Below are 11,809 nucleotides of genomic sequence, written 5' to 3'. Positions count from 1 at the left end.
TGTCATCTAATATAATTATCTGATTTGACATTGTATGCAAACAATTGTATAATGGACAAGGAAAGAGGTGGTCGTCAGGCAATGGCTAATAACGCGCTGTTGGAAATCAAACGCAGTCTCGAAGCTCATGTCGGTCACAAGATCACATTGCGTGCTAACGGTGGCCGTCGCAAAACCGTCGAACGTACCGGAGTCCTGGAAGAAACGTACCCTTCTGTGTTTATTGTCAAATTGGATGAGCAGCAAAGCTTTAAGCGCGTGTCCTATAGCTATGCCGATATACTTACCGAATCTGTGGAAATCACGGTTTGCGAAGATGATGGGCAGATGCGGATTATGTATATGAAGTCGTAAGACGTGCAGCAGTCTCCTTCGGGAGGCTGTTTTTATTTTCTTCTCTGCATGGCGGTCCGCCGCCCGCAGCATACTACAAAGGGATAAGCCCAAAATCAGACCCGAGGAGGAAATGGGAATGAGCCGCAGAAGACGAAGCATGATGTCCGAGGAGTTGAAGACGGAGCTCGCTAAGGAACTGGGGTTTTACGACACCGTTCAGCGCGAGGGCTGGGGCGGTATTCGGGCCAAGGACGCCGGCAATATGGTCAAACGGGCCATCCAGCTGGCGGAAGAAGCGGCGCGGAAATCATAATCCCGATTAGTACAGGCAAGCGAAAGGCGGGTTCCGCAAGGAAGCCGTCTTTTTGGCTTCAAACCGCCTCCAGTGGACTTCGACCCGGGTTTTTCATATAATATGTTAAGTTGTTTTTTACGGGAAAAGCTGAGGGTGGGTGAACGCCTTGAAAATGTACGAAAAAGCGCCGGCCAAGATCAATCTGATGCTGGATGTGCTTCATAAGCGCGCTGACGGTTTTCATGAGGTTGAAATGATTATGACGATGGTCGATCTGGCGGATCGTCTGGAGCTTTCGGAGCTTCGGCGGGATTCGATTATTATCTCAAGCCAGGCCGGATATATCCCGCTGGACGAGAAGAATTTGGCCTTTCAGGCGGCAAGGCTTATCAAAGAACGTTATAACGTGAAGAGCGGTGTACATATCCATCTGGACAAAAGAATTCCGGTGGCCGCCGGACTGGCCGGCGGCAGCAGCGATGCTGCGGCGACGCTGCGCGGCCTGAACCGCCTCTGGCGCCTGGGCATCCCGCCGCAGGAGCTGCAGGAGCTGGGCGCCGAGCTGGGCTCGGATGTCCCGTTCTGCGTGACCGGCGGCACGGCTCTGGCCACGGGGCGGGGAGAACGGCTGACGCCGATCCCGAATCCGCCGCAATGCTGGGTCATCCTGGCGAAGCCGCCGATTAACGTATCGACGGCTGAAGTGTACGGACGTCTGCGCGCCTCAAGCATTCCGGTGCATCCGTCCGCGCCCCGAATGCGCCAGGCCATCGAGGCCGGCGATTTTGCGGCCGTATGCGCCGGACTCGGCAATGTGCTGGAAGACGTGACGCTGAAGCTGCATCCGGAAGTGCGGCAGCTCAAGGAAGCAATGATCAAGCTGGGAGCGGAGGGCGTGCTGATGTCGGGCAGCGGACCGACGGTGTTCGGCCTGGTGTCCAAGCAGTCCAAAGTGGCGCGGATTTACAATGGCCTGCGCGGATTTTGCAAAGAAGTGTACGCGGTGCGATCCTTAAGTTAGTGGGCTCGTTTTTTCTTTATAAATCCGTACAAAAGTGATATTATTTGATAATAATATTCGGTTTTGGCGAGGAGCATTCCGTGAAGAAACTTAAGAGAAGCCAACGTTTGGTAGATATGACGCAATTTTTGCTGGAGAAACCGCATGCGCTGCTGCCTTTATCCACGTTTGCGGACCGTTACGGTTCGGCGAAGTCGTCGATCAGCGAGGATCTGGCGATTATCAAGGAAGTGTTCGAGGGAGAAGGCATGGGCGAGCTGCAGACACTGGCCGGTGCGGCCGGCGGCGTTCGGTATATCCCGCGGATGCCGGTCGAGATGGCGCTTGATTTCATCCAGGGGTTATGCACGCAGCTGGAGCAGAGTGAACGGATCTTGCCCGGCGGTTATTTATATATGTCGGATCTGCTCGGGCTACCTTCGCTGATGGAGCAAGCGGGCAAAATCATCGCCACCGCCTTTTACGGCAAGGAGATCGATGTGGTCATGACGGTCGAGACCAAAGGGATTCCGCTGGCGTATGCAACGGCGGCGCAGCTCGGGCTGCCCGTGGTGCTGGTGCGGCGGGACCATCAGGTAACGGAGGGCTCGGCGGTAAGCATTAATTATGTGTCCGGCTCGCATAAGAGCATCCATACGATGTCGCTCTCGCGGCGGGCGCTCAAGGAGAAGTCGCGGGTGCTGATCGTCGATGATTTCATGAAAGCCGGCGGAACGGTACGCGGGATGGTCGATTTGCTTGGGGAGTTTAACGCCGAGGTGGCCGGGGTCGGTGTGCTTGTCGAATCCGGTGCGGTCGATAACGGGGAACGCCTGCTGCATGACTATGTATCACTCATCAAGCTGAATGAGGTCGATTCGAAGGGACGGCGCATTACCGCGCGTCCGGGTAACTTTTTCCCTTCCTGAAGGCTTGCTTTGATCTGAGGCGACAGGCAGGATATTGTCGAATCTTTGAGGAATCGTAAGAAAAGCGGACGAAACATGTCGAAAACCATGATATTCGAAAAATAATCTTCTTTGACAGTCATTTTATGGGATTCAAAAAGAAGGAATTTGCCTTGCTGTGTGGAATTATACACCAAGTCTCTGATGGAAAAAGGTGGTGAACACACACATGCAAATTACGGATGTCAGACTCCGCCGCGTCAATTCTGAGGGGAGAATGAAAGCAATCGCATCCATTACAATCGATAACGAGTTTGTTGTTCATGACATTCGCGTCATCGACGGAAATAATGGGATGTTCGTTGCTATGCCGAGCAAGCGCACACCGGACGGCGAATTCCGCGATATCGCGCACCCGATATCCTCGGGAACCCGCGAGAAGATTCAATCTGCGGTACTGGCCGAATATGATCGCGCCGCTACCGAGGAAGAAGAAGTGATTGAAGAGGGAGCGTAAGCGCCGAAGCTGCCTCCAGGGGACAGCTGCCCACACGTGGGCGGCGAAAGGCTATGCCTTTTATTTGGGGTTCGAAGAAAAGGGAACCATGCATATGGTTCTCTTTTCTTTTTGCCCGGAATGAGATATATTCAGTAGTGAGCTAATGAAGTAGGAGGTTGGCATTCTTGAAGAGAATGGCTGTTGTACTTGCCGCGGGCCAGGGCAAGCGCATGAAATCTAAATTGTACAAAGTGCTGCATCCCGTATGCGGAAAACCGATGGTCGGACACGTGGTGGCCGCGGTGAAGGCAACCGGTTGCGAGCGCACTGTTGTCGTAGTCGGACATGGCGCGGAGAAAGTGAAAGCCTATCTGGGCCAGAACGCGGAATATGTGCTGCAGGAAACCCAGCTAGGTACGGGCCATGCCGTTAAGCAAGCCAAGGATTTAATCGGCGGCGAGGAAGGAACAACCATTGTCGTTTGCGGCGATACTCCGCTGGTAACGGAAGAGACGCTGAACGCGATTATGGCGCTGCATGAAGAGAAGCAGGCGGCGGCAACGATTTTGACGGCGTCCCTGGAGCAGCCGGCGGGCTACGGACGGATTATCCGCGGCGAGAACGGCGACGTGCTGAAGATTGTGGAACAGAAGGACTGCACAGCCGAGGAAGCTGCCGTTAAGGAAATCAATACCGGCACCTACTGTTTTGATAATAAAAAGCTGTTTGCAGCACTTGAACAAGTCACCAATAGCAACAACCAGCAGGAATATTATTTAACCGATGTCATCGGCATTCTGCGGTCCGGCGGGGATACCGTCCTGGCTTATGAAACGCGGGATGTGGCGGAGTCGATCGGCGTCAATGACCGTTTGGCTTTATCGGAAGCGGAAGGCTATATGCAGGAGCGCATCAATCGGAAGCATATGCTCGGCGGCGTGACCCTTATCGATCCGGCCTCTACCTATATCGGCGCCGATGTCGAAATTGGATCAGATACAGTGATATATCCAGGTACCATCCTGAAGGGCGCGACCGTAATCGGCGAAGATTGCGTGATCGGACCTTCCAGCGAAATCGAAGACAGCGTGATCCGGGACGGAGCCAGCGTGAAGCATTCCGTGCTGAATCAGGCACAAGTCGGCGCACGGACTACCGTTGGGCCTTTTGCCTATTTGCGCCCGGGCGCTGTGCTCGGCGAAGATGTAAAGATCGGCGACTTTGTCGAGGTCAAAAACGCCGTGATCGGCGACCATTCGAAGGTGTCGCATCTCAGCTACATCGGGGATGCTACGGTAGGCACCAACGTAAATGTCGGCTGCGGTGCAATCACCGTCAACTACGACGGATATAATAAAGCAAAGACCATTATCGAAGATGATTCGTTCGTCGGCAGCAATGTAAATCTGATTGCGCCGGTAACCGTAGGCAAAGGCGCTTATGTCGTGGCGGGATCGACCATTACACGCTCTGTTTCGGATAACGATCTGGCGATTGCCAGAGCAAGACAGGAGAACAAGCCGGGATACGCAGACAAAATCCGTGCCCGGGCCAAAGCCAAGAAAGAAAAGTCCTAGTTCAGCGTAAGTAAAGGGGCGAACACGCCGTAACGCGGCTACCGGCTGTCCGGCGGCTTCGCCCAGTTAAATTCCGTCACGGAGGGTTTAAACGTTATGACTTATTGTGATTCCAAGTTAAAGATCTTCACCTGTAATTCGAATCCCAAGCTGGCCAGCCAAATTGCCGATTACATCGGGATTCCGATGGGTGAGTCGCACACCACAAGCTTTAGCGACGGTGAAATTCAGGTTAAGCTTTCGGAAAGCGTACGCGGCTGCCACGTCTACATTGTGCAGTCGACCTGCGCTCCGGTAAACGATAATCTGATGGAGCTGCTGGTTATGGTCGATGCGCTCAAGCGCGCATCCGCCAAGAGCATCAATGTCGTAATTCCTTATTACGGCTATGCACGCCAGGACCGCAAAGCCCGTTCCCGTGACCCGATTACGGCCAAGCTGGTGGCGAACCTGATTGAGAAAGCCGGCGCGCACCGCGTAATTACGATGGACTTGCATGCGATGCAGATCCAGGGCTTTTTCGATATTCCGGTCGATCATCTGCTTGGAGTACCGATTATCGCGCAATATTTCCGTTCCAAACAAATCGAGAATCCGGTCGTCGTGTCTCCTGACCACGGCGGCGTGGTGCGCGCAAGAAAACTGGCTGATTTCCTGAATGCGCCGCTGGCGATCATCGACAAACGCCGTCCGGAGCCGAATGTCAGCGAAGTCATGAACATCATCGGGAATATCGAAGGCAAAACCGCGATTCTGATCGACGATATCATCGATACGGCGGGAACCATTGTTCTCGGCGCTAATGCGTTGATGGAAGGCGGCGTCAAAGAAGTATACGCCTGCTGTACGCACCCGGTATTGTCCGGTCCGGCGCATGACCGCCTGGAGAATTCCCCGATTAAGGAGATTATTGTAACGGATACCATTCCGATCACAAATCCGAACCCGACGTCCAAGCTGAAGGTATTGTCCGTTGCTCCGCTTATGGGTGAAGCGATTATCCGCGTCCATGAAGAACTGTCCATCAGTAAACTGTTCGAGATCGAATAACCATAAGTGAGGCTTGGCATGCGGGGACTACGGTTCATCCCGCCGAAAGCAGTAAAGGGTTACACCTTCCGTCAGCGGAAGATGTAACCCTTGTCGGCGTGATGCCGCCCTGTAGATGGCCTGCCCACTAATAGCCGGGACGCGAGAAAAAGGTGAACAAGCTACGGTTAAAGAGCGTGCCTTCGAGCTCGACGAAACTGTCGTCCGCCGCCGTCATTACGCCGATGGCAACGAACTCATTGTTCCGGTAAACTTCGACAGGCACGGCAAACTGGATGTGGTACTGGAAATGGCGCTGATGGGTTAAGGTTACGCCTTGAGGGAGCATCGTGCATCATCACCTGTCTTCGGAGTATGAAATGGGTCGCGGCGAACGTATTCGTGTCGCCTCATAACACATATTGTACCAAAAACCGGGGCCGATTGCTTATAGGACCGGCAGAAAGGATCAGCCTGAACATGAAATGGATTGTAGGACTGGGAAATCCCGGCCGGGAGTATGCCAAAACCCGGCATAATGTCGGCTTTATGGCGCTGGATGCGCTGGCCGATCGGCACGGGATGGCATTTAACCAGAATAAATGCAAAGCGGTTATCAGCGAAGGCGTAATCGACGGCGTAAAGACAGTGCTCATCAAACCGTTAACATTTATGAACCTGTCCGGAGAATCCGTCCGTGCCTACATGGAATATTATAAAGTGAGCCTGGAAGACCTGATTGTCGTCTATGACGACCTGGATACCGAAATCGGAAAAATCCGGCTGCGTTATCAGGGAAGCGCCGGAGGACATAATGGCATCAAATCGATCATTCAGCATACGGGCACGCAAAATTTTAACCGTGTGCGCATGGGCATCTCCCGCCCGGAACCCGGATTTGCCATTGTCGACTACGTATTGTCCGCGTTTCCGAAAAAAGAAGGCGATAAGCTGAATGCGATGATTACGGATACCTGCGATGCGCTTGAATTCAGCCTGCGGAATACGTTCGAGCAGACGATGGCCAAATTCAACGGCTGACGGGAAACCGGCCATGCCTCCAGGCTAAACCGCCGAAGGACGGGGTATACTTACGGTATATACTACCTTCAGGAGGCATATAGATGGCAATAAACTATGTGTGCAGACACTGCCGGACCTTTCTCGGAAGCATCGATAAGCGGAACATTTCCGAAATTCGGCTCGGTCTTCATACCTTAACCCCTGCGGAGCGCAGAGAGATGATCGCATATGATCCGAACGGTGAAATTACGGTGAAGGTGACATGCGATTATTGCAAGGAGGCCTTGGAGAACAACCCTGAGCTCAGTCTGCTGGCCAGTCCGCTGCAGTAGGCAAGGGAAGGCGGTCTCTATCGTTATCCGCAAGCCTTGGCTCTTATCAGCTAAGGCTTGTTTTCGATTCCCATCATCACAGGTTGCGGCATAGCGGAAAGGTTAGGGCCAGCCTGTTCAGTAAGAGAGGTGTCTTTTGTTGTTACAACGTCTGATTGAAGCATTTTCCAAGGATTCTGATTTCCAGTCGATTTCGCGCGGCTTAGCCGCGGGGATGAAGGAGCAGCTCATTTCGGGCTTATCCGGTTCGGCAAGACAGATTATGTTGGCTGCGCTGTATGAGGATATCAAACGTCCACTGCTGGTCGTTACCCATAATATGTTCTCGGCCCAAAAGATCGCCGAAGATTTGCAGGAAGCGCTTTCCTCGGACCAGGTTCTTTTATATCCCGCGAATGAGCTTGTCGCTGCAGAAGCGGCGGTCTCCAGTCCGGAGACGCTGGCCCAGCGCATCGATGTGCTGACCAAATGCGCGCAGGGCTTCCGCGGCATTGTGGTTGTGCCGTATTCCGGTGTCCGCCGGCTGCTGCCTTCGGCGCCAGTTATGGGCAAGGCGCAGCTGACGGTAACCCAGGAGGGTACCCTGTCGCTCGATGAGTTCCTGCATGCCATGATCGAGATGGGCTATGAGCGGGTGGAACGGGTGGAGAACCGCGGCGAGATCAGCGTCCGCGGCGGCATCATCGACTTTTATCCGATGACTTCGCAGCTGGCCTACCGGGTGGAGCTGTTCGACGACGAAGTGGATTCCATCCGCACCTTCGATCCGGCTGATCAGCGTTCCATCGACAAGGTGCGCAGCGTGACCATTACGCCGGCCAAAGAGATTATTGCGGACCGCGAGCGCCTGGATGCGGCAGCCGTTCAAGCGGCGGCAATGATGGAGCGGCAGCTGGAGAAGATGACCGACCGGCAGGCGAAGCTGCGTCTGCGGGAGGAGATCGGCCGCGAGCTGGAGATGCTGCGCGAGGGCACGTATTTTCCTGAAATCTATAAATATATCAGTCTCTTATATCCCGAACGGACCCACTTATACGACTACATGGCCAAGGACACCGTTCTCGTGCTGGATGAACCGGCGCGGCTGCTGGAAACGGCCAAACAGCTGGAGCGTGATGAATCGGAGTGGAATCTACATCTGCTGCAAAACGGCAAAACGCTGCCCGACCTGCACTTATCCGTCGATAATGACACGATTATGTATCGCCGCCCGTTTCAAAGCCTCTTTATGTCGATTTTCCTGCGGCAGGTTCCGCATATTCAGCCCCAGAACATCCTCGGCTTTATCAGCCGCGGCATGCAGGATTTCCACGGGCAGATGAACGTGCTCAAGACCGAGATGGAGCGCTGGCATAAATCCGGCGTTCAGGTCGTTATGCTGGCCAGTGGAGAAGAACGGATCGAACGCGTGCGGCGTGTCCTGTATGATTACGGCATTGAGGAGCCGACCATTCTGCAGGGGAACCTGGGCTCGGGTTTTGAAATGCCTTCGATTCATCTGGCCGTCATTACGGAAGGCGAAATGTTCTCGCAAAAGCAGCGCAAGGCGCGTAAAGCATCCTCACGGGGGATGGACAACGCCGAGCGGATCAAGAGCTATACCGAGCTGAAGATTGGCGATTACGTCGTGCATCAAAATCATGGCATCGGCAAATACATGGGCATCGGGACGCTTGAGGTCAGCGGCATTCATCGGGATTATATGCATATTATGTATGCCGGCGGCGATAAGCTGTCCGTGCCGATCGATCAGATCGATCTTATTCAGAAATACGTCGGCTCCGAGGACAAGGAACCGAAGGTATATAAGCTTGGCGGCAATGAATGGACAAGGGTTACGAGCAAGGTGCGTTCCTCCGTTCAGGATATCGCCGACGATTTGATCAAATTGTACGCGGAGCGGCAAAGCGCGCTGGGATACGGCTTCGAGAAGGATACGCAGGAGCAGCGCGAGTTCGAGGAGATGTTCCCGTACGAGGAGACCCGCGACCAGCTGCGGGCAATCGAGGAAATCAAAAAGGACATGGAACAAAACCGGCCGATGGATCGTCTTTTATGCGGAGACGTTGGATACGGCAAAACCGAAGTGGCGATCCGCGCCGCCTTCAAAGCGGCGATCGAAGGAAAGCAGGTGGCCGTGCTGGTGCCGACGACCATTCTGGCGCAGCAGCATTACGAGACCTTCCGCGAACGCTTCGCCAATTATCCGCTGAACATTCAGGTGCTCAGCCGCTTCCGCAGCCGCAAAGAGCAGAACGAAACGCTTAAGGGCGTGCGGCAGGGAACGGTTGATGTCATTATCGGGACGCATCGCCTGCTGTCGCAGGACATGGTGTTTAAGGATCTCGGTCTGCTAATCGTCGATGAAGAGCAGCGGTTCGGGGTTACGCATAAAGAGAAGCTCAAAAAGCTGAAGACCAACGTCGACGTGCTGACGCTGACGGCGACGCCGATTCCGCGGACGCTGCATATGTCGATGCTCGGCGTGCGCGATCTGTCGGTTATCGAAACGCCGCCGGAGAACCGGTTCCCGGTGCAGACCTATGTGGTCGAGCACAGTCAGACGCTCATCCGCGAAGCGGTGGAACGCGAACTGGCGCGCGGCGGGCAGGTGTATTATCTCTACAACCGCGTACAGGGCATTCAGGAAATGGCGGCGCAAATCTCCATGCTGGTTCCGGAAGCCCGGGTCGGCATCGGCCATGGCCAAATGTCGGAGGGCGAGCTGGAGAAAACGATTCTTGACTTTCTGGACGGGGAATACGATGTGCTGGTCAGCACCAGCATCATCGAGACCGGCGTGGACATCCCGAACGTCAACACGCTGATCGTGCACGATGCCGACAAAATGGGACTCTCCCAGCTGTACCAGCTGCGGGGGCGTGTGGGCCGTTCCAACCGGATCGCTTATGCGTATTTTACGTATCAGCGTGATAAGGTACTGACTGAGGTGGCGGAGAAGCGGCTGCAGTCGATTAAGGAGTTCACGGAGCTGGGCTCCGGCTTCAAAATCGCCATGCGCGACCTGTCCATCCGCGGTGCAGGCAATCTGCTGGGCGCGGAACAGCACGGGTTTATTGCGTCGGTCGGATTCGACCTGTATTCGCAGATGCTGGCGGAGGAAATCCGCAAGCGCAAGGTTACGGTGCTCGGGGAAGAAGATACCTCACTGAAGCAAGGAAACACGGTCATTGATTTGTCGATTGACGCGTATCTTCCGTCCGAGTATATTTACGACAGCATCCAGAAAATTGAAATCTACAAAAAGGTCGCCGCGGTGTCGTCTTTCGACGATGCAGCCGAGCTTGAGGATGAGCTTCTGGACCGGTTTGGCGAACTGCCGGAATCGGTGGTCAACCTCTTGTCCGTGGCCCGGCTTAAGGTGTACGGCAAGCTGTACGGGCTGGAGTCGATCATCCGGCGCGGAGACGAAGCGGTGCTGAATTTCCATGAAGGCGCAGCGGCGGCGTTCGATACCGCTAAGCTGGCCAAGGTTGGCAATAGCTTCGAAAGACGTGTACAATTTGATAGAGATGCGAAAGCGGCCATCCGGCTGAAAACAAAAAATCTCAATGACAAAGAGCTGCTGGAATTGCTGGAAAGTTTTCTGGCGGCGGCGAAACAGTCGTTAAAATCGAAGGGAGAACTACACAATGCGGTTAAATAGACAAAAATCCTGGAAGGTGCTGCTGGTTTCGCTGGCGGCGGCCGTTTCCTTTTCCATGCTGGCAGGCTGCGGCAAGAGCGACAATGCCGATTCTGCGAAGGATACCAGCAAAGCGGTTGCAACCTATGAAGGCGGCACCATCACAGAGAAAGAGTTTGATCTGGATACGCGCATCATGAAATTCCTCACGCCGCAGCAGGCTGCTTATCTGGAAATCGATGCTTTTAAGGAGTCGATTCTGAAGCAGGAAGTGGCGTTTGAATATTTGGACGGCAAGGCAAGCGACGAAGCGAAGAAAGAGGCCGAGAAGGAAACCGACGCCCAGATGGAATCGCTGAAATCGGGACTGGGTGACACCTACGAAAGCTCCCTGAAAGAACAAAATCTGAAGGAAGCCGATGTCCGCGCGTATATGCTGCGCGTGCTTACCGTATATAAGGACATGCTCCTGAAGATTACCGATGACCAAGTCAAAACGGAATTCGAAGCCACCAAAGGCGACTACACCAAGGCTACCGTGCGCCATGTCCTCGTTGGTCTGACCGACAAAGACGGCAAAGAGCGCAGCGACGAAGACGCGCTCAAGATCGCCAAAGAGGTCAAAACCAAACTCGACGGCGGAGCAGACTTCGCGGCAATCGTGAAGGAGTATTCGGACGATACGGGCTCCGTGGAAAACGGCGGCGAATATAAGGATACCGCGCTCGGCGGTTATGTAGAGGAATTCAAGAAAGCGGCGCAGACGCTGCCGCTGAACACGATCAGCGATCCGGTCAAAACCGTATACGGTTACCACATTATGGAGGTTGAATCGCGGACCGAAAGAACCTTCGATCAGCTGACCGCCGACGAGAAAGAAACCGTAAAGAGCACGCTGGCCTCCAAGAACCTGGAATCCTTCATGGAGAAGGATATGGAGTCGCTTAACGTGAAGATCGACCTGCCGGCCAGCTCGCCGGAAGCGAGCGCGGCGGCAAGCGCTGCGCCGTCCGCATCCCCTGCGGCCTCCGAAGAACCTGCAGCTACCGAAGCAGCGAAATAAATAAAAACAACCGGACAAGCCTTCCTTACGCCTACTCGGCGGGGAGGCTTGTTTTTCATTTGCGGGGCGTATAAGGAATTGGGAACAGATGAATACTATGT

General features: G+C 54.3%; 12 protein-coding genes. 11 read left to right on the top strand and 1 reads right to left on the bottom strand.

The features are described 5' to 3' along the window. Positions 1 to 81 precede the first annotated feature (81 nt). The 7 genes from veg to BMW84_RS23735 all read left to right on the top strand — a co-directional run bounded on the left by veg (position 82) and on the right by BMW84_RS23735 (position 5,665). Positions 82 to 354 (top strand): biofilm formation stimulator Veg, encoded by a 273-nt coding sequence (gene veg / locus BMW84_RS23765; protein ID WP_091072888.1) that lies wholly within the window; start codon positions 82 to 84, stop codon positions 352 to 354. A gap of 118 nt (positions 355 to 472) precedes the next feature. Further along, positions 473 to 649: a small, acid-soluble spore protein, alpha/beta type gene (locus BMW84_RS23760; RefSeq protein WP_091072887.1), complete on the top strand. Its 177-nt coding sequence runs from the start codon at positions 473 to 475 to the stop codon at positions 647 to 649. Positions 650 to 797: 148 nt separating this feature from the next. After that, complete coding sequence (ispE, locus tag BMW84_RS23755) at positions 798 to 1,652, top strand: 4-(cytidine 5'-diphospho)-2-C-methyl-D-erythritol kinase (protein ID WP_091072885.1); 855 nt, start codon at positions 798 to 800, stop codon at positions 1,650 to 1,652. Positions 1,653 to 1,732: 80 nt separating this feature from the next. After that, complete coding sequence (gene purR, locus BMW84_RS23750; RefSeq protein WP_091072884.1) at positions 1,733 to 2,560, top strand: pur operon repressor; 828 nt, start codon at positions 1,733 to 1,735, stop codon at positions 2,558 to 2,560. Positions 2,561 to 2,768: 208 nt separating this feature from the next. Further along, entirely contained in the window at positions 2,769 to 3,056 is a 288-nt protein-coding gene (gene spoVG, locus BMW84_RS23745; protein ID WP_020425826.1) for a septation regulator SpoVG, read from the top strand. Between the two features lie 167 nt (positions 3,057 to 3,223). Beyond that, positions 3,224 to 4,615, top strand: coding sequence for a bifunctional UDP-N-acetylglucosamine diphosphorylase/glucosamine-1-phosphate N-acetyltransferase GlmU (gene glmU / locus BMW84_RS23740; RefSeq protein WP_091072882.1), 1,392 nt, complete (start codon positions 3,224 to 3,226; stop codon positions 4,613 to 4,615). Positions 4,616 to 4,711: 96 nt separating this feature from the next. Beyond that, on the top strand, positions 4,712 to 5,665 hold the full coding sequence (locus BMW84_RS23735) for a ribose-phosphate diphosphokinase (protein ID WP_091072881.1): 954 nt from the start codon (positions 4,712 to 4,714) through the stop codon (positions 5,663 to 5,665). Positions 5,666 to 5,792: 127 nt separating this feature from the next. Here the strand turns inward: BMW84_RS23735 and BMW84_RS23730 are convergent, their stop codons facing one another. Further along, a complete protein-coding gene (locus BMW84_RS23730; RefSeq protein ID WP_091072879.1) occupies positions 5,793 to 5,993 on the bottom strand; it encodes a hypothetical protein in 201 nt (66 codons plus the stop codon). A gap of 131 nt (positions 5,994 to 6,124) precedes the next feature. Here BMW84_RS23730 and pth point away from each other — a divergent pair, with 131 nt between their 5' ends. The 4 genes from pth (at position 6,125) to BMW84_RS23710 (ending at position 11,708) form a co-directional block, all read left to right on the top strand. Beyond that, a complete protein-coding gene (gene pth / locus BMW84_RS23725; protein WP_091072877.1) occupies positions 6,125 to 6,685 on the top strand; it encodes an aminoacyl-tRNA hydrolase in 561 nt (186 codons plus the stop codon). Positions 6,686 to 6,768: 83 nt separating this feature from the next. Beyond that, on the top strand, positions 6,769 to 6,999 hold the full coding sequence (locus BMW84_RS23720; protein ID WP_091072875.1) for an anti-sigma-F factor Fin: 231 nt from the start codon (positions 6,769 to 6,771) through the stop codon (positions 6,997 to 6,999). A gap of 139 nt (positions 7,000 to 7,138) precedes the next feature. Then, complete coding sequence (gene mfd, locus BMW84_RS23715) at positions 7,139 to 10,666, top strand: transcription-repair coupling factor (RefSeq protein WP_091072923.1); 3,528 nt, start codon at positions 7,139 to 7,141, stop codon at positions 10,664 to 10,666. Continuing rightward, positions 10,653 to 11,708 (top strand): peptidylprolyl isomerase, encoded by a 1,056-nt coding sequence (locus BMW84_RS23710; protein WP_091072873.1) that lies wholly within the window; start codon positions 10,653 to 10,655, stop codon positions 11,706 to 11,708. Before mfd ends, BMW84_RS23710 begins: the two co-directional genes overlap by 14 nt. Positions 11,709 to 11,809: the final 101 nt, after the last annotated feature.

The sequence above is a fragment of the Paenibacillus sp. NFR01 genome, from assembly GCF_900111565.1.
In the GTDB taxonomy this organism is placed as follows: domain Bacteria; phylum Bacillota; class Bacilli; order Paenibacillales; family Paenibacillaceae; genus Paenibacillus_AQ.
The sequence above is the reverse complement of the archived record's forward strand: the minus strand, read 5'-3'. Positions and strand labels throughout refer to the sequence as shown.

Excerpts from the sequence above, each read along its gene's own strand:
- BMW84_RS23730 (WP_091072879.1), bottom strand. The coding sequence starts at position 5,993 with ATGCTCCCTCAAGGCGTAACCTTAACCCATCAGCGCCATTTCCAGTAC.
- BMW84_RS23710 (WP_091072873.1), top strand. The coding sequence starts at position 10,653 with ATGCGGTTAAATAGACAAAAATCCTGGAAGGTGCTGCTGGTTTCGCTG.
- pth (WP_091072877.1), top strand. The coding sequence starts at position 6,125 with ATGAAATGGATTGTAGGACTGGGAAATCCCGGCCGGGAGTATGCCAAA.
- BMW84_RS23720 (WP_091072875.1), top strand. The coding sequence starts at position 6,769 with ATGGCAATAAACTATGTGTGCAGACACTGCCGGACCTTTCTCGGAAGC.
- veg (WP_091072888.1), top strand. The coding sequence starts at position 82 with ATGGCTAATAACGCGCTGTTGGAAATCAAACGCAGTCTCGAAGCTCAT.
- spoVG (WP_020425826.1), top strand. The coding sequence starts at position 2,769 with ATGCAAATTACGGATGTCAGACTCCGCCGCGTCAATTCTGAGGGGAGA.
- BMW84_RS23735 (WP_091072881.1), top strand. The coding sequence starts at position 4,712 with ATGACTTATTGTGATTCCAAGTTAAAGATCTTCACCTGTAATTCGAAT.
- BMW84_RS23760 (WP_091072887.1), top strand. The coding sequence starts at position 473 with ATGAGCCGCAGAAGACGAAGCATGATGTCCGAGGAGTTGAAGACGGAG.